This is a genomic window from Streptomyces sp. NPDC001393, from assembly GCF_053597455.1.
The window spans coordinates 27,057-47,478 of record NZ_JBSFIH010000043.1; the positions used below are offsets into that span (position 1 = coordinate 27,057).

Genomic DNA, 20,422 nt, shown 5'->3' on the forward strand with positions numbered 1-20,422 from the left:
GACGGCGCCGGTGTCCCGGGTCGCCCTCCCCGTCCACACCCACCACGAGGGGGGTGGGCAGAACTCCACCCTCCGCTGATGGAGCCCGCGACGTACGCCGTCGATCCCCAGCCCACCGGACCGCCCTTGCGGCTGTGGCAGGAGCCCGGCGCGGACGCGGCTGCTCGGCAGGGCGTGTTCGCGCCGGTGTACTCCGTCTTCGTCGGCGCGAGGAACAGGATCGTCATCGCCCCAGGCGACTCCCGGTCCATGACCCTGATCCCTGACGACTGCGAAGGGTACTGCCGGGGTCTGGATGGCCGGGCCGGTCCCAACCTGGCGCGCGAGGGGTGCGGGCGGGCTGTGGCTACCCGGTTGGACGACTGCGGAAGGTGGCAGTCGGTGTGGCAGGAGCCCGGCGCGGTCGTGCGCCGTCCCTCGGGCATCTCGGCCGGTCCGCCTCCCGACTGGGCGATCTGGAACGTGCTGAGCATCGCGTCCCGCCTGTCGAATCCGACGGTCGTGGAGCCGTCGCTGGGAGGCGGCGGTCGGAGTCGCACTGGCCCATCTCGTGGCGGTCACCGAAGGCCACCCGGTGAACCTTCCCGTCGGTCCCGTCGCCGAGTTGCTCGGCCACGCCGTCAGCCGGCATCTCCCCGCCGGGCCTGGCGCCGGTCCGTGGGGCTGGCGGGGCCGGGGATTCACTCCTCGCCGATACCCGCGACCGGGGTCCTCCCGGAGGGCGTCCTGCGCGACGACTACTCCCTGCCGCCGCGCCCCCGGCTGCCCAGGTATCGCGACGCGCACCGCCAGGCCGTTCCGCCTGCATCAGCGGGCTGACCAGAGGAGTTGCCTGAGACATGGAGGCCGGCCAGGCAGCTGGTGGCGGTTTTGTCGCAGCGGTTGGCGATCCCACGCCATTGCTCGAGGCGGATGATGCACCACTCGACCATCTTGCGCTGCTTGTACGCCTCACGGTTGAAGGCGGGAGGGCGCCCGCCTCGGCTGCCTCACCGCAACCGGTGGGTGCTCTGGCCTGCTTGGATCGGGGTGACCGTCTGGGTAAGACGGCTGCGCCCTGGCGATGCCCCGCCCGAGTCGGCTGACGCGAATCGTGCCTCCCCCCGACGGGATATGACTTCCCGTCCGGCCGGTCGTCCACCGGGTGAAGGCCCCTCGACTTCCGTGTTCGCGCCGAGAGGCGTCTCGGCGTCCGGCCCTATGTGCGCGTGCCGCGGAAGGGGACCTGGCCACCGAGAACGAGGCACGAAGTGGTCGAGAGAACCCGCGGGGGACTCCTACCGAGCAAGACATCGAACCAAGTGGTGCAGTCACCGGTCGAGCTGATTCGGTTCCGGTGGGGGAAGCCGGCGGTCCTCTCCTGTCGGCTGGGGGTTGAGGAGTTCGGCCATGGAGCCTTCGGAGAGGTAGCGGCGGTCGAAGACCTGTCATTCGTCATGGAGCTCGGTCAGGACCCCGGAGGCCAGCCGGTCCAGTGCCGCCCCAGAGGTCGATGTCCGTCGCAAGGCGGTCGAGGGTACCGCCCACAAGGTCCTCCTGCAGGAATCGGCCGAGGCGGACCTGATCGTCGTCGGCGCTCAGCGCCGGCACGGCCACTTCGGTCTGCAACTCGGCCGGGTCAGCCACACCCTGCTGCAGGATTGGGGAAGACCTGGACGGCGTCGGCCTACCGCTTGATTTCCCGGTTCTGCCGCTCCAGCGGTGGGTTGACGAAATCGGACAGCGGGTGCACGCCCCGAGCGGACACCCCCGTGTTCACGACCCTCGACCGACTACGCGACTCGGCGGGACACCATCCGGCGGCCTGCCAACTGTCGAAGAGGGGGACGGCTGCTGCTTCACGGTGAGGCCCTCAAGTCCGCAGACTGATTGCGTCCCGCGTCCGCGCCTGAATGCATGGCCCTTCCCCGCTGGTGCCGGCAGGGCTTGCCTTCGTCCGCTCCCTCGGGGGCAGAGCGGCAGGTCGCGCGGTGCAATGATCCGTCCAATGGCCCGTGCCGAGGGCGACCGCGGATCCCGTTCCCGGGCGTTGTTAGGGTCGGGTGGTGTTTTCCCTCCGTGAGCCCGTCTTCTTCAGCCGCCTGCGCGAGGCGCGCCGCGTCCTCGTCGCCGGTGCGGGCGGGGGCTTCGACGTCTACGCCGGACTGCCCCTGGCCCTCGCGCTGCGGTCGGCCGGTGCCGAGGTCCACCTGGCCAGCCTGTCCTTTGCCGACCTGTACGGCCTGGACCTGGACTCCTGGGTCGCGGAAGACGTGGCCGCCGTCCGCCCGGACACCCCACTGCGTGGCGACTACTTCCCCGAGCGCTCCCTCGCCCGCTGGCTCCACTCGCGGCAACTGCCCGACACCGTGTACGCCTTCCCCCGCACGGGTGTCCAGCCACTGCGCGCCGCCTACCGGGCCCTGCTCGATCACCTGGGCGGCGTGGATGCGGTCGTACTGGTGGACGGCGGGACCGACATCCTCATGCGCGGGGACGAGCACGGGCTCGGCACTCCGGAGGAGGACATGGCCAGCCTGGCAGCCGTCGCCGGCCTGGACGAGGTCCCGCACCGGCTCGTGGGCTGCGTGGGCTTCGGCGTAGACGCCTACCACGGCGTCAACCACTCACTGGTGCTGGAGAACCTGGCCGGCCTGGACCGCGCAGGTGGCTATCTGGGTGCGTTCTCGCTGCCTCGCGAGAGCGTTGAGGGTGCCGCCTATCTCTCGACGCGGTGGTCGATGCCCAGCGCAGCCATGCGAGTCATCCGAGCATCGTCCACGGGTCCGTCGCCGCCGCTGTACAGGGGGAGTTCGGAGACGTACGTTTCACCGAGCGCACCCGCGGCAGTGAGCTGTTCGTCAATCCACTGATGGCGCTGTACTTCTGTGTCGACCTGCCCGCCCTGGCGCGCGCGAACCTCTACATCGACCGGCTGGAGGACACGGTTCTGATGCGCCAGATCAGCTCCGCCATCTCCGCCTTCCGCGAGGAGCTGCCCCGGCAGCGGCCGCCCCGCGCTTTCCCGCACTGAGCCCGGAGGCAGTACGAAGGCCCCTGCCCGATGGGCGAGACTCCGAGCCTCCCCTTAACGGCACGGGAGCCCTGCTTCGTGTGGGGTTCCGCGGGTAGCAAGGCGTGCTTGTGCATACGACTGATCCTGGCACGCGACTCTGACATCCCGGCCGGGCCTGTGGATAACTCCACTCGGGCTGCACACATTGCTGTCGCGTGGATCTCGGCGATGTCCGGCAGCAGTTCGCCGACTATCCCGACGACCCAATACCGCTGTTGCGGGTCGATGGGGCGCTGACGGTCGGCTTCATGACGATGAACTCGACCGACGGGGACATCAGGACGGTGTATTACCTGGCGTGGAAGCAGTGCCCGGTCGAGTGGACCGGGCCGCACGCGTCTGACGAAGTCGGCCCAGCCCTTTGTGGCAAGCTGCTGCGAACCGTCTTCGCGCAGCCCGATGCCGATGCCGTCCAGGCCCGGATGCGGCACGTGCTTCACGTGCTGGACGTGCTGGAGACCAAGTTCCCCCAGGCCGCCCACTAGCTGGACACAGGCCAGCACGACCTGCTCGCCTTCACCCCCTTCACCGCCTTCGCGCGCGTGATCTGGCGGCAGATCTGGTCCAACAACCCTCAGGAACGCCTGAGCAAGGACATCCGCCGCAGTACCGACGTGGTCGGCACCTTCACCGACCGCACCGCCCTGATCCGCCTCGTCGGCGCGGTCCTGGCCGAGCAGAACGACGAATGGACCGAGGCCCGCCGTTGCATGAGCCGCGAACTGCTTGCCAAAGCCCACCTCCGCCTGATCGAGTCAGCAACCGACCAGAACATCCTGCGCACCGGATGACTGCATAGCACCCCAAACGAGATCATCGAGTGGCCTTCGACACACCACTCCAGAGGACGTGATCGCGCCCGGCGGGAACAGCCAGTCCGATCGAAGCTGTTGGACTGGCCGAGGGACCGGCATCGCGCAGGCGGGGAGCAGAGAGCAACAGGTCATCCGCCCTGACGTGTTCCTGGGCTCTTGTTTTTCTGCCCTACGTCTGGTCACCCCGATACTGGGGGCGACCGCCGGCCGGGGCAGGGCAGACTCGAACCGAGCACCCTTTGACCGGAGGACTGTTTCATGAATGACCGGCCCTTGACACTGATGGCTGTGCACGCTCACCCCGACGACGAGGCCACCGGAACCGGAGGTGTCCTCGCGCGCTATGCGGAGGAAGGCGTTCGCACGGTGCTCGTCACGTGTACGGACGGCGGTTGCGGTGACGGGCCGGGGGGTGTCAAGCCGGGTGAGCCCGGGCATGATCCGGAGGCCGTCGCCGCGATGCGGCGTCAAGAGCTCAAAGCGAGCTGCGAAGTCCTGAAGGTCAGTCATCTGGAGATGCTGGGCTACGCCGATTCCGGGATGATGGGCTGGCCGACCAACGACGCCCCCAGCGCCTTCTGGCAGACACCCGTGGAGGAGGGCGCAGCCCGCCTCGCCGAACTCCTGCGGTACTACCAGCCCGATGTGGTCGTGACCTACGACGAGAACGGGTTCTACGGTCACCCCGACCACATCCAGGCAAACCGCATCACGATGGCGGCGCTGGCGATGACCGGGATGGCTCCGAAGGTGTACTGGACGACGGCACCACGCTCGATGATGCAGCGGTTCGGGGAGGTCATGCGCGAGTTCGGCGCGGACTGGGAGGAGCCGGATCCGGCCGGGGACGCCGCGATGCCCGAGATCGGACTCCCGGACGAGGAGATCACCACCTGGGTGGACACCACCGACTTCGGCGGTCAGAAGTTCGATGCGCTGGCTGCGCACGCCAGCCAGGGCGAGAACATCTTCTTCCTGAGGATGGGCAAGGAGAGGTTCACAGAGCTGATGGGCGTGGAGACCTTCGTCCGGGTAAAGGACACCACCGGCGCGGCCGTGCCCGAGAATGACCTCTTCGCCGGGCTGCGCTGATCATCACCCTCGTACGGGTCCTGGTGCTCGCGGTGTCGGCTTCTTGCTCCGGGTGTCGTTGTGGAGCGTGACGGCCGATGGCTGGAGGCCCTGGGGGAGTCGGTGTCCTGACCGGAGCGGGCAGATGGAAGACTGGGCGCCTGTGACGCTTTCCCATCTTGCTCGCCGTATCCATGCCGCCTCCCATCTGACCGGGCAGTTCACGCTCCGGTCCGGGCGTTCCGCCACGGAGTACTTCGACAAGTACCGGTTCGAGGGGGACCCGGTCCTGCTGGATGACATCGCCCGGCAGATGGCTGCGCTGGTGCCGTCCGGAACCGAGGTTCTGGCCGGTCTGGAGATGGGCGGCATCCCGGTGGTGACCGCGCTCGGCCGACACACTGGCTTGCCTTGCGCGTTCGTGCGCAAGCAGGCCAAGCCGTATGGCACGTGCCGACTCGCCGAAGGCGCCGACATCGAGGGACGCCGGGTGCTGGTCGTCGAGGATGTGGTCACCAGCGGAGGACAGATCGTGCTGTCGGCCGCGGACTTGCGTGGTCTGGGGGCTCAGGTGCACGAGGCTCTGTGCGTGATTGACCGTGAGCAAGGCGGTGCCGATGCCCTCGCGGCCGAGGGCATCGGACTGTTGTCGCTGCTGACGGCAGCGGACCTGCGGGCGGCTGCCGCCTGAGCGGTGGGGACTGGTGGCCGCTCTGGCCCGCGCGTCTCGGTGATGGCGACGGGCGGGTGGAGGACTCGTCGACGAGGTGCGCCGCTCTCTGCCGCAGTCGTCTGTGGTGCGCAGAAGCGGGTGTGGCGCAGGTGGGTGTCGGGGACGGCTGATAAGCGTTACCGTGGGGACCCTCTTCTGCGGCGAGGCCGAGCCGGGCACCGGGGGAGGAGAGTGCGCCGGACAAGCTGAGCATCCGGCCCCCTTGCGAGCGGGATGTTCCAATGGATGTCGGATCATGAGCATCGGCATGGTCTGCTCCCGACCGAACCGGGATGGTCTCTATTCGTCGAGACCGGCCGACGCCGGATCGTCCTGTGGGCACGGCCCGGAGATGCGCGGGGCCGACTCCGTAAGTGCCCCGCCGCTTGCTACTACCTTGCTGCCAGGGGGTGACCTCTGCGAAGAGCAGACGCAGGTCAGGCTGGAAGATGGCGTGTTGGAGGCCGGCAAGGCCGCGCCGCGCGCACAGCGGCTGGACGCACCAAGTACGTGAAGCGGCTCATCGACGAGCGCGGGACGTTCCTTGACGGTCTGGAGGAGCAACTCGACGCCCCGTACGGCCAGCGGCAACCGGGTGCCGCCGCGTGATCCTGCACGTTGACGAGTACTGGATCCTCGAGGTGGCGGAACGATGGGCTGGCCACCGCGACCGGCCGCCGACGACTACGGCGTGCCGATCGGCGCCGTCGCCGGTGACGAAGACCGTAGTCTCGGTGGGGCCGTAGATGTTGAGCAACTGGCGTGGGCCAAGGGCCAGCACGCGGCGGGTGGCTGCCAGACCCAACTGCTCCCCTTCTACTATGAGTTGGCGCAGCAGTCGGACGCTGCCGTGATCGTCAACATCTCCTCGGTCTGCGGCACCCGAGCTCTGGGCAACTCGATCCCCTACGCCGTCAGCAAGGCCGGCCTGACCCGCCTGCTCGCCACCCAACTCGGCCCCCTCATCCGGGTCAACGCCATCGCCCCCGGCCTCATCGACACACCCTGGTACGACTAGGCCGAGCAGGTCTGGGAGAACTCCCGCGACTGGATCACCGCCAACCCCCCTGCGCCCCGTCGGTTCGCCCGAGGACGTGGCCGAGGCGGTCCACTACCTCACCAAGGCCGCGTACACCACCGGCGACGTCCTCACCGTGGACGGCGGCCGCCACGTCGTCTCAGTGCCGTCGCCCATCCCCTTCTCCTGCCGGCCGGCGCGCCGAGGACGTTGCGGTTCACCAACACGGCCCAGGCCAGGTCCACGTCGGCCTGGGCCATCAGTGCGGTGAAGACTTGCTCTCCAGTTCGTTCGACCTCCGGAGGCACACGAGTACCCTGATCGGCTCCGGCCGTGGTGTACCCGAGGTCAAGCAGACAGCCGGGAACGTCATGGACGATGACAGATTCGCCCCCGACTCCTTCGCCTTCGTCGCCCGCGTCGACAATGGCCACTTCACCTACCTGGCCTCCCTCGGCGGCCTCAACTCCTCTGCGGAACAGGCCAACTGCCGCGGCGTCTTCGCAGCAGCGCAGCACTTCCCTCCGCTGCCTGACGACACCTGACATGACGAGTCCTCTGCCGATTGAATACTGACCGCCTGCTCGTTCACAACATGTGGCGGCTCACCGGCGCCGACTGCCGAGCCCTGTCCCCGCTGTTCGCACTCGTGATCCGGCGGGTCACGGGATCTGGGCCTCGATGTCGGCGAGTTGGGCGGCGAGGATTTCCTCGAACGCGGCGCGGCGGTCTGCTCCGAGGGGGCGGATGTCGCGGGCGAAGTGGGCCAGGGCGGGGAAGTGTTCAGGATCGGCGCCGAGCACCGCGACGCGGAACTGCTCCATGCCCTGTTCGTACTCCTTGGGGGCGAGGGTGCCGATCCCGGCCTCGGAGGCGATCAGCGCAGCGAGGAGGATCACGATGCGGTGGTAGCGCACCGGGATCTTCTCGTCGGGCAGGCCGGATGCGCGCAGGGCCTGCAGCAGTTCCTCCATGACCAATCGGGATCCGGTGCCGCCGGAGGCATAGCGTCCCCACACCACGGCGAGTTGGGGTTGCTCGCCGAAGGCCTCGCGCAGGCGCAGGGCCAGGGCAGTGACACGCTGCTTCCAGTCGCCCTCGGGGCGGTGGCCGTCCATGGCGGCCAGGAGGATCCGGTCGGCGACCGCGCGCAGCAGCTCGGTCTTGTTGCGGAAGTGCCGGTAGAGGCTGGAGGAGTCGGTCCCGAGCGCTGCGGCGAGTTTGCGCACGCTGAACGACTCGGCGTCACTTGCGCGCAGCAGTTCTGTCGCCGTGTCCAGGATCTCCTCGGTCGACCATCGCCTTCGGCCCGTCATCTCGCCCCTCTCGTCCAGACTCAGCCTAACCCATGCACTTGCCGATGCACGCACTGCGTGCATACTGAGGACAACGTCCTGCCAGATCGCGACGACATCCCCGGCATTCGGCCGGGAGGGGGAGAGAAGACATGAGCGAGACCAGCGCGACGACGCGCCCGCCGGCGCCGGACTTCTCGGCGATCACGACCGAGGAACTGCACGTCTACCGCGACGCAGAGAACCGCTTCCGAGCCTCCAACGCGGCGCGGACGATCCTCGGAGAGCCGGACCCCGGCGCCGCGATCGAATGGCGGGAGATCGCGTTGCCGGGCCGCGACCTCCCGGTCCGGGTCCACCGGCCGGCTCCGACAGGAGACGACGAAGCCGCCACCGGGACCGACCTGCCACTCGTGGTGCATGTCCACGGAGGCAGCTTCGTGGGTACGGCGGTGCAGTGCGACTGGACCAACAGCCACCTTTCGGCCCGACTGCCCGCGCTAGTCGTCTCGGTCGAGCACCGCCTCCTCACCCCCGGCAGCCCGCTCGCGCATGCCGCCGACGACGGCTGGGACGTGCTCGACCACGTGGTACGGCACGCCGCGCAGTGGGGCGTCGACCCGGTCCGCACGGCCGTCTTCGGCGAGAGCTGCGGCGCGCTGATCAGCGCCCTGACGGCCATCCGGGCCAGGGAGGCCGGCCTGGAGCTGAAGGCGCAGGTGCTGGTCAACCCCGCGGTCGACGTGACCGAGACGATGTTCGACTACCCCTCGATCGCCGAGTACGCATACAGCCCGACCCGGGCCCTGCCGCAACTGCGGCTCTTCCAGCGGCTCGCCGTTCCGCCGGGAACCGACGCCAGCGCAGTCTCGCCGCTGTACGCGGACGACCTGAGCGGACTCGCCCCGGCGCTCGTGGTAGTGCCCACCCAGGACGCGGTCGCCGACCACGGCCGCCGCTACGCCGAGCGGCTACGCGAGGCAGGGACCTCCGTGCGGCTTTCCGAATACCCGGGAGCAAAGCACGCGTTCCTCACCCTGCCCGGCGTGGAACCACAGGCCGAGGCCGCCCAGGCGGAGATCCTCCAGTTCCTCTCCGCGGCCCTGGCAAAGTGACTCAGGAACGATGCGGCCCACCCTTGGCGGGCCTCCAGCAGAGTGGCCGCGGTCGCGCTGCACTGAACTGAACTGCACAGCGACCGCACCGTGCCGGCCGCGAAGACCGGCGTCCGCCGCACCGCCGAGGGCCTGGTCCCCTCCGGTTCGCCCAAAGCGGGCGGCCGCCCATGCGCCGCCACCCATGGTGGGAGGCCCGGGACTTGTCGGTGTTCGGGCTGCACCATCCGCCGTGCGCGCTCGATGATCTGGAGTGTGTCTCGGTGGCGCTCGGCTCGCTGGACCTGGAGTCGGCCGGCGCGGTGCTGCCGAAGGGCCGTCAAGCGCGGCTGCGTGACTCGCAGCGGGAGTCTCGAGAGCGTGCAGCGCGGCAGCCGAAGAGTGCCCCTGCCGCCGGTGCCACCGAGCGGGCTGCGGTGCGAGGTGTGTGACAGGCCGCTGGATCCCCGTGTCGGCACAGGCAGGGCGGCACATCCTGTGCCGAGAACCGAGCTGAACGCAGCTCGGAACGGAGTAGACGGTCGCTCCACGGACGCCGCATACGGTCATGCGAATCGAGCGTGTCAGCCGTGGTCCCGCCCCTCACGGCTGGTTCGGGGCGTCGTGCCGTGCCCGGCTGGGATCCGGCCAGGCCGAGGGTCTCTCAAGCGCCGGCACGCCTCCAGGGTGGGGCGTCAGTCCGGCTCACGTGTTCTCGTCGTCGGCGGCGAGGATGGTGCGGCTGGCCGCGAAGAGCCGTGCGCAGCGTTGTGTCATTGCTTGGGGTGACTGGTCGGGGTGGTTGACCCACCAGCGGACCAGGGCGGTGCACAGGCCGCGCCAGGCGTATTTGAGGGCGTCGGCATCGAGCGGGTCGCTGGACCCGGCCGCGCGGAGGAGGTCGGCGGTACCGATCGCGGCAAGATCATCGATGGCGCCGCGGTAGTACGCCGCGCGTCGGGCGGCGTCGCTGCCGGGCGGCAGTGTGGCGTCGTAGAGGACGAACCACCCTTCGCGCTGCCCGTCAAGAGCGGTGAAGAGGGCATCCAGCACGGGCAGGGGCGTGGGCGGCGCGTCGGTGTCTTGTTGGGCCATCGCGGCGCGGAGGGCGCTCAGCAGTCGGTCGCCGATCGGGGTGAGGCAGGCGAGGTAGAGGTCCTGCTTGCTTCCGAAGTAATGGTGCAGCAGCGGCTTGGTGACGCCGACGCGGGCGGCGATGGCGGCCACGGTGGTGGCTTCGTAGCCGTGGCGGCCGAACTCCTCGGTGGCCGCGTCCAGGACCTGTCGTTCGCGCGCGGCCCTCGGTACGCCCTTGGTGCCGGCCCTGGAGGAGAGCGTTGTCATGAACTCAATCTTACCCTAGGGTAATTTACCCTTGGGTAAATTACCGACTCGCTGGGAGCGCCATGCCTGCCACCGCGAACGCCTCCCGCACCTCTCGCACCCGCTCCTGGTGGGGCTGGGGCTACGCAGACGCCCACCCCGATGACGCCGAATGCGCCGCAATGGGGGCTCTGCTGCCGGGCACCCTGGCCCGCCCGCTGCCGGTACCCCGCATCGCCGACCTGCCCATGGCCCGCCCCCGCGTGACACCCCCGGCCGCACTGGCGCACCTGGTCACGGCCGATCCCGAAGCACGCGCGGCTCACGCCATGGGCAAGGCCTACCGCGATGTCATCCGGGCCCTGCGGGGCCGGCTCGGCCGAATCCCCGACCTGGTCGCCCGACCGACCGCCGACGCCGAGGTGACCGACCTGCTGGACTGGGCCGGCGAGCACGGTGTGGCCGTCATCCCGTTCGGCGGCGGCTCCTCGGTGGTCGGCGGCGTGGAATACCGCGGCGACGCCCACCGCGCCGTACTGTCACTCGACCTGACCTCGATGGACCGGGTCCTGGAGATCGACACCGTCAGCCGCTCGGCCCGTATCCAGGCCGGCGCGCTCGGCCCCGTGCTGGAAGAGCAGTTGCGGCCCCACGGCCTCACCCTGCGCCACTTCCCGCAGAGCTTCGAGTTCTCCACCCTCGGCGGCTGGCTCGCCACCCGGGCCGGGGGCCACTTTGCCACCGTCCACACCCACATCGACGACTTCGTGCAGTCCCTGCACGTCATCACTCCAGCAGGCCCCAACACGTCCTGGCGCCTGCCCTCATCCGGCGCCGGACCATCCCCGGACCGCCTGTTCCTCGGCTCCGAGGGCGCGCTCGGCGTCATCACGGAGGCGTGGATGCGTCTGCAGGAGCGCCCGCGATACAAGGCCTCAACGTCCGTGGCCTTCGCCGACTTCCACCAGGCGCTGGACGCGGTGCGCGCCATCGCCCAGTCCGACCTCGCTCCGGCCAACTGCCGCCTGCTCGATTCCGGGGAGGCACTGCTGTCCGGCGCCTCGCACGATGGCTCCGCTGTCCTGGTCTTGGGCTTCGAGTCCGCCACCACCCGCGTCGACGACCGCCTCACGAGCGCCCTGGACCTGGCCCGCGCCCACGGCGGCCGCAGCAGGGGGCTGACGGCGGACAACGACGCTCCGGCCGATACGGCTGCGAGCGCCTGGCGTTCGATGTTCCTGCGCATGCCTTACCTGCGCGACGGCCTGGCCCGCATGGGTGCCGTCATCGAGACCTTCGAGACCGCCGCCACCTGGGACAAGATTCCCGCCCTGATCGACACCGTCCGCACCCAGGTCGGCGCCGCCGCATTGAAGGCCACCGGACACCCGGCCACCATCAACTGCCGCCTGACCCACGTCTACCCCGACGGTGCCGCCCCCTACTTCACCGTGGCCGTCGCCGGACGACCCGGCGACGAGGTTGAGGTCTGGGACGACATCAAGGCCGCCGCGAATGACGTCCTGCACCGCTACCGCACAACCATCACCCACCACCACGCCGTCGGCCGCGACCACCGCCCCGGCTACGACCTCCAGCGCCCGGAGCCCTTCGCCCTGGCGCTGCGCGCCGCCAAGGACGCCCTGGACCCCAACCGCATCCTCAACCCAGGTGTCCTGATCGACTGACAGGACGGCGACAGAAAGCGTGAATGACGTACGGCCGGTCCGCAGCACAGCCACGATCGAGTACGGCCACCCGGCACCATCTGATGCCTGCCCCCGCCGCGGTCCTGGGTCGGGACAGAGCCCGCCGGCCGACCGAACTGTTCCCGCGCGTGGGGAACTGACCACGCTCGCATGGGGCTTCGATACGGTCGCAGGATCGTCCCCGCATGCCTGGGGAGCAACTGCTCTGCAACGGCTACGTGGACACGTCGTGGGGGCCATCCCCGCGCCTGCGGGGAGCACATGGGCCGAACCCTCACTGCCTGCCTCGCACTGCCCGGCCTCGCCGCGCATCGCGCTACCCAGCTCGGTTTCCAGCCGGCGTCCGGGGAGCGCCCCGTGCCAGCCGGCAGGAGAAGTCAGTAGAGGGCATGTGGCCTGCTCTGTTACGGTCCTGTGGCCGGCCGCGGGACTCCGGCGCGACTTCCGGAACCTGCCTCTGAAGCATTGATTCGCAGCTCGTGCCCCCATTCCCCGGCCGGCCTCCGCACCCTTGAGGAAAGAATGGGATGGATTCGTACGCGGACCTCGTCGCAGCCGACGATGTGCTGCTCTTCGTCAATGCGTCGATCACCTCCACGAGCCAGCGTGAATTCCACAGCGACGCGGACGAGCAGCGGCTGTCCTTGGACTTTCTGCATGCCTACATGCTTGGCAACTACCGTGACCTGTACGCCGCGGTCCTCGCGCTCGACATCAACGACTACAACGCGGTCCTGATCATCCGGCGCCTGCTGGAGACCACCGGTGAGGCCACGGCCGACCAGCGCCGCAGCGAGGGCCGTCTGATCGCGTCCCGTCTCGCGACGCTGCCGCCACAACGCGTGTACGGACTGTTCGATGCCCTGCGCCGGGCCAGGGTGAACAACCGTCGCACCCGCGCGATCATGCGTGACTGGCTGTCCGCCCGCCCGGACCTGGCCTTCGATGCCGTGAAGTACCGCAGCAGCCTCAAGCGAGCCCTGCGCCACGCACACCTGGCCCCCGCCACCGAAGAGCTGGGGGCGTTCGTCTTCGCGCCGCTGACCCGCCCGCACTATGCGACACCCCTCTTGGAGACGTGGCGCCGCGCGCACTACGAGCAGGCCGCCCTGTATGAGCTGCCGTATACGGCTGCCGAGGGCTTCGCCGCCAAGCACGGCATACCCCGGCATGTCTTCCTGGAGCGCATAGCCCCGCGGATGACCCGCCTGGAGACCTTGCGGTTGCAGGAGTCCGCGCACAAGCGCGGGACCACAGCGGTGCAGACCGACCTGACCGGGATGCCGCTGACCCGGTTGGCGACCTACGTGCTTTCGCTGCCGGTCCAGGAGCGCCTGCGCCGACGTGCCGAGCTGACCCATGCCCTGGAATCGGCCGCCGACCGGGTGGCCGGCTCCCACCGGGGGAGCTGGGGCAAGGTCACCGCTGTTCTGGACGACAGCTTTTCGGCCTTCGGTTCCGTTCACAAGCGTCGTCGACCGTTGGCCGTGGCGCTGGCCTGCCACTATCTGCTCGCGGCCCTTGCCGGCACCTACACCGGGCTGTGGACGTCTGGGCGGACCGACGCGCTGCTGACATATCCGTACGGGCCGACGCCACTGGGCCTGCGGATTCTCGACGCGTTGGACACCACCCCGTCCTGGCTGGTGATCGTCTCCGACGGATGGGACAACGCACCTCCCGGCCTGGCCGCCGAGGTGCTGCGCATCTGGCGGACCCGGCTCGACCTCGAGCGTCGCACCAGCATCGTGCATCTCAACCCTGTCTACGACGCGTCCGATTTCGAGGTCCGCCGACTGTCCGGGACGGTGCCCACTGCGGGCATCCGTGACGCCGAGGACCTTCCCGCACTGGTGGAACTCGCCCAGTTCGCGGAAGGCCGGACCGGCCTGGCCGAACTGATCACCTACATGGACACTCGTGCGGCCCGCATGCTGAGCGGACACCAGCAGGAGCAGGCGCGATGACCACGCTGGACCTGACCGGCCTGGCCACCCGCCCGTCCCAGGTCTGGGGTGCCGTCCGTCTGGTGCCGCTCGTACGGGACGAACCCATCGACGATCTCCGTCTGCACTCGCAGCTCTACGGCGACGTGGCCGGCCTGGTCGAGGTCGGCCCGCACCACGCCTATGTCTCCTACATCCCGCACGGATTCGTCGCCACGTGGACCGGTGACGGCACGCCTGCAGCCGCCTACGGCACCCAGCTCTGCGTCGACGGCCACGCGGCTCCCGTCGCCACGATGGGCCTGCGCTTCCACCGCAGAATGGCCCGCCGTCAGGCCAAGGACCGGCTGCGGTTCCTTCCCATGCACCTGGCGCTGGAAGGCTACCTGGCACTGCACTTCGGCGGCCCCTCGACCGCCTGGGAGGAGTGGTCGCAGCGTGCCATCCGCCAGGGGCTCTCCCCTCGCGTCGAGGAAGCCTATGCGGGTGCCGAAGTACGCGGACTTGCCGACGCACTGCGCATCTTCGAGATCCATCCCAACCAGTGCGGCGTTTTGGTCTACGTCGCCGACGCGCTCGCTGCCGCGTTCGCGGTCCCGCATCCCGACGACTACCGCGCACTCCACCCAACGCTCCTGCAGGACCTGTACGGCGAACTCATCCACCACTACGCCACCCTGATGCCGCCAGTGCCGGACTTCCGGGCCCGCATCCCCGACTCGCAGATCCGCTCCCTGGCCCACCTGCGCACGGCAGTTGCCGAGCAGGAACATGCCTGGACACAATTCCACGACACAACCATGGCGACCGGCCTGCTGGAGCACACGTACACCTGGCAGACGGTCTATCGGATGGGACGCTTCACCCTCTCCCGCTTCCTGCCGCCGTTCCGTCCCAAGCAGGAGAACCACATCGGTGAGACCATCATCGACGACGGGGGCAGGATCGCCTACCTCAAGACGTTTCGCCTGTCCGAGACCCAGGTCCGTCGCGGTCACCTTCTCAGCAGGCTTGCCGCCAACGACTGGCACCTGGCGAACACCGCAGCCGATCTCGGCATCAACGAGGCTCAGCTGGGTCTGCGCCTGGAATCTGCCGGCTTCGGTTACCTGCTCCGCCAGGACGTCTTGTACGGATACCGCAAGCAAGCACGAAACCGGACCCGATGAGCGCGGCAGCATCAACTGGCCCCAAGGAGCCCGGCGTTGTGCTCCGACTCGTTGGCATCCGACCACGGACCTCGCGCAAGAACTCGTTTGGCGGCAACCGCGAACACTGCTACGTTTCCCAAGGCCGTGCTAGGGATTCGAGGAGGTGGTACCCGTGAACGCAGTATCGACATGGGTGCTCCCCTCCGGGGTCACGGTCGGGCGGTAGGCCGTCCGGGAGCGCCGTCAGGGCAATCCCGAAAGGCACGACCATGCATTTCACCTCTGAACAGCGTCTCGACGACGGTGTCCTCGAGCGCGAATTCACCCTCGGCGAGATCCCCGGCATCCTGTGGACGCCCCCGTCCGCATCCGCACCGGCGCCGCTGATCCTGCTCGGCCACCCCGGCGGACTGCACAAGATGTACCCCCGGCTGGCGGCGCGGGCCCGGCACTCTGCGGCGGAGGGCTTCGCCGCGGCCACCATCGAGCTCCCCGGGAGCGGTGAACGTCCCCGTTGGACCGCCGCCGAGCAGGCCCGCGCCGACCTGCGCCGGGCGCTGGAGGCCGGTGAGCCGGTCGATGACGAGATCATCGACGCCCTCATCCTCCCGCTGGTCGAAAAGGCGGTCCCGGAATGGCAGGGCGCCCTGGACGCCCTCCTTTCACTGCCCGGGATCGGCGGCCCGGTCGGGTACTCGGGGGGAGTGATTTCCATCGGGATCCGGCTGGCGGTGGTCGAGCCGCGCATCTCGGCCGCCGTTCTGTTCGCCGGGAGTTTCGTACCTCGCGCCATGTTCGAGGAGGCCCGCCAGGTCACCATTCCGCTGCACGTCCTCCTGCAGTGGGACGACGAAGGGAACGACCGGCAGGCGGCCCTGGACCTGTTCGACGCCTTCGGGACCAAGGAGAAGACCCTGCACGCCAATCTCGGCGGGCACACCGGCGTCCCGCAGTTCGCAGGGGACGCCGCGGCCCAGTTCTTCACCCGGCACCTGAAGTGACGCCGGGCCGTCAGACCATCAGCAGACGGTAAGCCGCGCTGACCAGGATGCTGCTCGCCGAGGAAAGGTCCCGGCGCTCCTGTGCTGTGTGTGCCGTGGGCCCCTGCCAATTCGGCAGGGGCCCACGCTGCCCGAAGCCATGAACCGAACGTGCTGCCCTGGTCGTGGATGGTCCAGCGACCCGCGTTGTCCCGCAGCAATGCGTCCGGCGCCTGATGAGATCAACGTCGCCCCAGTCAGTCGTACATTGCCAGTGTCTGCCCCCCCCGGATGCGCGCGCCGAGGGCTGTCCCGCCCGGTCAGGCGGCGGCCAGTGCGGGGAGCCGACCGTGAGGCCGAGTGCGTCGAATGCGGCAGACGCCCCGGCCGTTACCGCCGGGCTTCCCGACGGCCAGGGACACATGCCGTCCCATCCGCGCGGCTGGGGCTCGCGCACTGACTCTCGGGGGCGCATTTCCTCTACGGGCAGGTACCCGCCGGCACTCCTGTCCGCCTGGACACGTCCGCTGTGCGACGCGGCGTCGACTTGCTGAGGCCCTTCGGCACGCTGGTCGTCGACGCAAGCGGCACCTTCCTGCCCCCGCAGGACAGCCTGCGCGCCCTGCTCGGGCGGGTCGACCACCTGGTCCTCACGTCCACCACGCGGCACCAGTACCTGGACGCCGTCCGCGAGCAGCTCAACTGGCTGTCCGAGCACGGCTACGAGGAGCTGATACGGACGGCGACCCTGGTGGTCTCGGACGTGCAAGGCTCGGCCGGGCACCAGGACGCACGGACCAGGGCCGACGGACTGGACGGCGTCGTGGTAAGCGTGTGCTCGGTTCCCCACGACACCGCCCATGCACCGGCTCGGACTCGTCGACCGCTCCGCTCTCGACCCGCGACCCGGCGCGCTCGTTGCGCGGCGGGCGGAAACGTGTCCCGATGCTGGCGGTGGACCGGGGACTGGGCGTCTTCGGCTGCCGTCGGCTCGCCGCGGCTGGGGGCGCCGCCGGGTACGGTGCGGCGGGCTGGGATCCATGCGACGGTCCGTGCGGGGATCGCGGCACTGCGATCGGCGTGGGGGAATGCCACGCCGACGACGGCTCCCGCCGGCTCGTCCTGGGCGAAACAAGTCCCGGCCCAGTGCGTCGTTCACCACATGGGAGCAGGTCGACGACACGAACCTACTGGTCTTCGACCTCGACTCAACACATAGGGGCCCGGGGCCTGGTCGGCGGCTGCAGCTCGCTCACTTCGTCAAGACGTGCCGTCGAGGGCCTGCCGGATGTTCCTCGGCACGAGTCGCGGGGTGCCCCCGGGACCTGCGGGCCGCCGCTGGGTGAAGTCGGTCTCGGCGCGCTCTTCTGCGAACGACACGCGGGGCACGCGCAGGGCCCCAGCCCCGGCGCCGGGTGTACGGCTCGGCGCCGGGACCCATGTGGGCTATTTGCCGAGGACGAGAGTGTTGTTGCACCCCAGGTCTGAGCCGAGGTTGGTGCTCTGCGCGCCAGGTGAGCCCTTGCCGTTGGACCGGTTGCCCTGTCGGCCGTTCTCGAACCCGGACTCGCCCTGTACGTCGACGTTCTTGTCGGCCGTAGTGCATGAGGTTTTCTGGTTGATGAGGACCGTCTCGCTCTCTCGACCGTGGTCCCCGTGCCCGTGCCCATGTCCGTGCCCCTGCCCGTGGGCGTAGGCGGTGCCGGTGCCGAGGAAGCCGACGGTGCCGAGAAGGACGGCCACGACGGCGGTCTTGCGAGGCTTGCGCATGTCTTCTCCGAGCGTTTAAGCGGACGCGTACGCGATCCGCCACGTCATAAGGTGACGAGAGGTTAATGCGTAAATGCCTGCTGTCTACTCGTCGGCACGCCGGATCGTCTGATCAACGATCACGGTCGTCAGCCTCGTGGCCGACCCAAGTGCCCTGCGCGGTCAAGGCATCGCGAGGCCGGATGCCGGCGTAGGCGCTCCGCGCAGAACCACCCATGTGGCTGTGCCACGAGAGCGAGGCGGCATGGGTCATGCGGCGCTGAACCAGGAATGCCGAGGAAACTTCCCTGCAGGGGCGACGAGTTCGTCTCACGGCGACGCATATCGATGAGTCGTGCCGCGTACAGCGGCTCTCGATTTTGTGTGGCAGGCTGACGATCACACTTACCCCCCGGATCGGGTCGAGCCATACTTCGTTGCCGGGCGCGGCGGCATGGAGGTGCTCTGCGATTGCCGAGAGTAGGACAATGAGGCGTTCCTGCACTTCGCGGTCTCTCGTACTTGTCCTTGGGCTTTTGGCGGCCGGTGCGCCGAAGAAGACACCGGCCATGTCGACAGCCACCGCAATCCCGGACGCGGCGGCGGCCCGCGAAGGCCGTGCGACACCTAGGCCCGGGGCGTGCGGTGGAAGGTGGCCCGGTAGGTGCTGGGGCGCTGGCCCGTGTGGCGGGCGAAGAGGGCGGCGAGGGTGCCGGGGTCCTGGTAGCCGACGGCCCCGGCGATGGCTGCGACGGTGTGGTCAGCTGGTCTCCAGGAGATGGCGGGCGCGGCGGACCCGGGAGGCCTGCAGATGGGCCAGGGGGCTGTGTCCGGTCTCTTCGGCGAAGCGGCGCAGCAGTGTGCGGTGCTGACCTGGAAGGTGCCCGCTAGTGCGGCGAGGTCGTACAGCTCGGCGAGGTTCTGGTCGAGCTGCCGCATGACCTGTTGGGAGAACTCGCGGCCGGGCTGCGGGAGGAGCTGCGCGGCGACGTAGGGGGTCTGGGAGGTCCGTGCGTCGTCGAGGAGCGCCAACCGTGTGGTGGCGCGAGCCACCCGGATGCCGTTGTGCCGGTGGATCAGGTCCAGCGCGAGGTCGTACATGGCGCTGAAGGCGGCCGTGGTCGTCACAGCCGTGTCGGTGACGACCAGTTGCTCGGGCCGCACGTCGGTGTTGGGGCAGCGCCTGGCCAACTCGCCGGCGTGCAGCCAGGAGGTGGTGGCCCGACGCCGGTCGACGAGTCCGGCCTCGGCGAGCAGGAACGCGCCGACGCAGAGGGAAACGACGGCGATGCCGGCGGCGGCCTGCCCGCGGATCGCTGCGACCTCGGGGGAGAGCCGGGAGAGCCGCGCGTCGAGGTCCGCACGTCCAGGCTCGCGCCGCCCGAGGCGATGATGTGGCTGCGGGGCGAGAGAACCGACACCCGGTAGCCGGCCGCGTCCGGACCGGCGACATGCCCGGCCATCGTCAACAGGACGGGGACGCCGAACACTTCGGAGGCGAAGCAGCCCGGGCACGCGAGAACCCCGACCCGCAGTTCACCCGGTCCGTCGGCATGGACCCGCACCGTCCGCCGCCTGCCGCGCCGTCTTGTTAATCGCCCCCATGCCCCTTCATGCCCCCGGCCGGCCCCGGGGCGCCGGCCGCGTACAGTTCGCCTGTCTCGCGGTTGCGCGAGATTACCCCTGATCTTGGCGATCTGGCCCCTCACCGGCGACCGGTCCCGAGGACAGGCTGGATCCATGAGCGACGACGATCCGATCACCGACTTCACCAGCCGGAGCGTGGCCGTTGAGGGGGTGGAGAAGACGGTGTACGTGGCCGGGGCCGGGCCCGCGGTTGTGGTGCTGCCCGAGATGCCGGGCATCAGTCCCGATGTTCTGCGGCTCGCGCGCTGGGTGTGGGATGTGGGCTTCACCGTCCATGTGCCCTCCCTGTTCGGGACGGACGATGCCTTCCCTACCGTCGAGGGCGGCCGGGAGGTCATCCGCCGCGCCTGTGTCGGCGCCGGCCGGGGCTGGGCGCGATCGGCCTGTGCTTCACCGGCAACATCGCCCTCACCATGGCCCTGGAGTCAGCGGTGATCGTCCCGGTGGTCAACCACCTGTCGCTGCTGCTCGACGACCCCGGCGGACTCGAACTCGACCCGGCGGACGCGCGTGCGGTGCGCGACCGGCTCGCCGCGACCAACTCACCGTCATCGCCTACCGCTTCGAGGGCGACCGTTGGTGCACTGGGCAGCGCTTCGCCGCCTACCGCGCGGCCCGCGACGAGATCCTCGCCTTCCTCACCGAGCGCCTGCACCCGCACGGGACGACCGCGGCCTGCCATCTGACCGGGCCTTGGTCCGCCGGACGCCGCCGCATCGCCGCCACCCCCCTCGCCGGCGCCCTTGTCCGGCTCGACACTGATCGACAAGGCGGGGTATGGGGCGGGACCGGTGGTGTCTGGCTCCGCCCGTCGTCAGGAGCTGGTCGGGCGGGGTCTGCGCCGTGAGGGAGGGGGG

The 20,422-nt window shown here is 69.5% G+C and carries 15 protein-coding genes and 5 pseudogenes; 15 read left to right on the forward strand and 5 right to left on the reverse strand.

Annotated features, from left to right (window positions below; all coding sequences use genetic code 11):
- Positions 1-1,310: 1,310 nt before the first annotated feature.
- Positions 1,311-1,481 (reverse strand): annotated as a pseudogene (locus ACWC2T_RS33440) (IS256 family transposase); the annotation flags it as partial.
- A gap of 1 nt (position 1,482) precedes the next feature.
- On the opposite strand from ACWC2T_RS33440, the pseudogene ACWC2T_RS33445 reads away from it, so the two are divergent.
- The 8 genes and pseudogenes from ACWC2T_RS33445 to ACWC2T_RS33480 form a co-directional block, all read left to right on the forward strand.
- Positions 1,483-1,677 (forward strand): annotated as a pseudogene (locus tag ACWC2T_RS33445) (universal stress protein); the annotation flags it as partial.
- Positions 1,678-2,045: 368 nt separating this feature from the next.
- Positions 2,046-3,013, forward strand: a pseudogene (locus tag ACWC2T_RS33450) (DUF1152 domain-containing protein).
- 281 nt (positions 3,014-3,294) lie between these two features.
- Positions 3,295-3,369, forward strand: a pseudogene (locus tag ACWC2T_RS33455) (DUF4360 domain-containing protein); the annotation flags it as partial.
- A gap of 186 nt (positions 3,370-3,555) precedes the next feature.
- Positions 3,556-3,846: pseudogene (locus tag ACWC2T_RS33460) on the forward strand (transposase); the annotation flags it as partial.
- Between the two features lie 282 nt (positions 3,847-4,128).
- Entirely contained in the window at positions 4,129-4,962 is an 834-nt protein-coding gene (locus ACWC2T_RS33465; RefSeq protein ID WP_450674087.1) for a PIG-L family deacetylase, read from the forward strand.
- Positions 4,963-5,086: 124 nt separating this feature from the next.
- Positions 5,087-5,632 (forward strand): orotate phosphoribosyltransferase, encoded by a 546-nt coding sequence (gene pyrE, locus ACWC2T_RS33470; RefSeq protein WP_450674088.1) that lies wholly within the window; start codon positions 5,087-5,089, stop codon positions 5,630-5,632.
- A 673-nt stretch (positions 5,633-6,305) separates the two neighbouring features.
- On the forward strand, positions 6,306-6,671 hold the full coding sequence (locus ACWC2T_RS33475) for an SDR family oxidoreductase (RefSeq protein WP_450674089.1): 366 nt from the start codon (positions 6,306-6,308) through the stop codon (positions 6,669-6,671).
- A gap of 371 nt (positions 6,672-7,042) precedes the next feature.
- On the forward strand, positions 7,043-7,216 hold the full coding sequence (locus ACWC2T_RS33480) for a hypothetical protein (protein ID WP_450674090.1): 174 nt from the start codon (positions 7,043-7,045) through the stop codon (positions 7,214-7,216).
- Positions 7,217-7,333: 117 nt separating this feature from the next.
- Here the strand turns inward: ACWC2T_RS33480 and ACWC2T_RS33485 are convergent, their stop codons facing one another.
- Positions 7,334-7,987 carry a TetR/AcrR family transcriptional regulator gene (locus tag ACWC2T_RS33485; RefSeq protein WP_450674091.1) on the reverse strand — a complete coding sequence of 218 codons (654 nt, stop codon included), beginning with the start codon at positions 7,985-7,987 and terminating at the stop codon, positions 7,334-7,336.
- Between the two features lie 131 nt (positions 7,988-8,118).
- Between ACWC2T_RS33485 and ACWC2T_RS33490 the strand changes: the two genes are divergently transcribed.
- A complete protein-coding gene (locus ACWC2T_RS33490) occupies positions 8,119-9,081 on the forward strand; it encodes an alpha/beta hydrolase (RefSeq protein WP_450674092.1) in 963 nt (320 codons plus the stop codon).
- Between the two features lie 684 nt (positions 9,082-9,765).
- Here the strand turns inward: ACWC2T_RS33490 and ACWC2T_RS33495 are convergent.
- Positions 9,766-10,404: a TetR/AcrR family transcriptional regulator gene (locus tag ACWC2T_RS33495; protein ID WP_450674093.1), complete on the reverse strand. Its 639-nt coding sequence runs from the start codon at positions 10,402-10,404 to the stop codon at positions 9,766-9,768.
- A 62-nt stretch (positions 10,405-10,466) separates the two neighbouring features.
- Between ACWC2T_RS33495 and ACWC2T_RS33500 the strand changes: the two genes are divergently transcribed.
- The 4 genes from ACWC2T_RS33500 to ACWC2T_RS33515 all read left to right on the forward strand — a co-directional run bounded on the left by ACWC2T_RS33500 (position 10,467) and on the right by ACWC2T_RS33515 (position 16,190).
- Complete coding sequence (locus ACWC2T_RS33500) at positions 10,467-12,071, forward strand: FAD-binding oxidoreductase (RefSeq protein WP_450674094.1); 1,605 nt, start codon at positions 10,467-10,469, stop codon at positions 12,069-12,071.
- A 548-nt stretch (positions 12,072-12,619) separates the two neighbouring features.
- Positions 12,620-14,059, forward strand: a complete 1,440-nt coding sequence (locus ACWC2T_RS33505) for a hypothetical protein (protein WP_450674095.1) — start codon at positions 12,620-12,622, stop codon at positions 14,057-14,059.
- Positions 14,056-15,207 carry an ARPP-2 domain-containing protein gene (locus ACWC2T_RS33510; RefSeq protein WP_450674096.1) on the forward strand — a complete coding sequence of 384 codons (1,152 nt, stop codon included), beginning with the start codon at positions 14,056-14,058 and terminating at the stop codon, positions 15,205-15,207. The genes ACWC2T_RS33505 and ACWC2T_RS33510 overlap by 4 nt, the downstream gene beginning before the upstream one ends.
- Before the next feature lie 251 nt (positions 15,208-15,458).
- Complete coding sequence (locus ACWC2T_RS33515) at positions 15,459-16,190, forward strand: dienelactone hydrolase family protein (protein WP_450674097.1); 732 nt, start codon at positions 15,459-15,461, stop codon at positions 16,188-16,190.
- A 1,425-nt stretch (positions 16,191-17,615) separates the two neighbouring features.
- Here ACWC2T_RS33515 and ACWC2T_RS33520 read toward each other — a convergent pair.
- Both ACWC2T_RS33520 and ACWC2T_RS33525 read right to left on the reverse strand, forming a co-directional pair.
- Positions 17,616-17,939, reverse strand: a complete 324-nt coding sequence (locus ACWC2T_RS33520; RefSeq protein WP_450674098.1) for a hypothetical protein — start codon at positions 17,937-17,939, stop codon at positions 17,616-17,618.
- A 606-nt stretch (positions 17,940-18,545) separates the two neighbouring features.
- On the reverse strand, positions 18,546-19,208 hold the full coding sequence (locus ACWC2T_RS33525) for a DJ-1/PfpI family protein (protein ID WP_450674129.1): 663 nt from the start codon (positions 19,206-19,208) through the stop codon (positions 18,546-18,548).
- Between ACWC2T_RS33525 and ACWC2T_RS33530 the strand changes: the two genes are divergently transcribed.
- Both ACWC2T_RS33530 and ACWC2T_RS33535 read left to right on the forward strand, forming a co-directional pair.
- The gene (locus ACWC2T_RS33530; RefSeq protein WP_450674133.1) at positions 19,119-19,346 is read left to right on the forward strand and encodes a hypothetical protein; all 228 of its coding nucleotides are present in this window, start codon (positions 19,119-19,121) and stop codon (positions 19,344-19,346) included. The two genes, ACWC2T_RS33525 and ACWC2T_RS33530, sit on opposite strands and share 90 nt — an antisense overlap.
- Positions 19,347-19,658: 312 nt before the next feature.
- Complete coding sequence (locus ACWC2T_RS33535; RefSeq protein ID WP_450674099.1) at positions 19,659-20,000, forward strand: hypothetical protein; 342 nt, start codon at positions 19,659-19,661, stop codon at positions 19,998-20,000.
- Positions 20,001-20,422 lie beyond the last annotated feature (422 nt).

What these genes read in the sequence shown, in the direction of transcription:
- ACWC2T_RS33465 (WP_450674087.1), top strand. Translation starts at nt 4,129, where the DNA reads ATGAATGACCGGCCCTTGACACTGATGGCTGTGCACGCTCACCCCGAC.
- pyrE (WP_450674088.1), top strand. Translation starts at nt 5,087, where the DNA reads ATGGAAGACTGGGCGCCTGTGACGCTTTCCCATCTTGCTCGCCGTATC.
- ACWC2T_RS33475 (WP_450674089.1), top strand. Translation starts at nt 6,306, where the DNA reads ATGGGCTGGCCACCGCGACCGGCCGCCGACGACTACGGCGTGCCGATC.
- ACWC2T_RS33480 (WP_450674090.1), top strand. Translation starts at nt 7,043, where the DNA reads ATGGACGATGACAGATTCGCCCCCGACTCCTTCGCCTTCGTCGCCCGC.
- ACWC2T_RS33485 (WP_450674091.1), bottom strand. Translation starts at nt 7,987, where the DNA reads ATGACGGGCCGAAGGCGATGGTCGACCGAGGAGATCCTGGACACGGCG.
- ACWC2T_RS33490 (WP_450674092.1), top strand. Translation starts at nt 8,119, where the DNA reads ATGAGCGAGACCAGCGCGACGACGCGCCCGCCGGCGCCGGACTTCTCG.
- ACWC2T_RS33495 (WP_450674093.1), bottom strand. Translation starts at nt 10,404, where the DNA reads ATGACAACGCTCTCCTCCAGGGCCGGCACCAAGGGCGTACCGAGGGCC.
- ACWC2T_RS33500 (WP_450674094.1), top strand. Translation starts at nt 10,467, where the DNA reads ATGCCTGCCACCGCGAACGCCTCCCGCACCTCTCGCACCCGCTCCTGG.
- ACWC2T_RS33505 (WP_450674095.1), top strand. Translation starts at nt 12,620, where the DNA reads ATGGATTCGTACGCGGACCTCGTCGCAGCCGACGATGTGCTGCTCTTC.
- ACWC2T_RS33510 (WP_450674096.1), top strand. Translation starts at nt 14,056, where the DNA reads ATGACCACGCTGGACCTGACCGGCCTGGCCACCCGCCCGTCCCAGGTC.
- ACWC2T_RS33515 (WP_450674097.1), top strand. Translation starts at nt 15,459, where the DNA reads ATGCATTTCACCTCTGAACAGCGTCTCGACGACGGTGTCCTCGAGCGC.
- ACWC2T_RS33520 (WP_450674098.1), bottom strand. Translation starts at nt 17,939, where the DNA reads ATGCGCAAGCCTCGCAAGACCGCCGTCGTGGCCGTCCTTCTCGGCACC.
- ACWC2T_RS33535 (WP_450674099.1), top strand. Translation starts at nt 19,659, where the DNA reads ATGAGCGACGACGATCCGATCACCGACTTCACCAGCCGGAGCGTGGCC.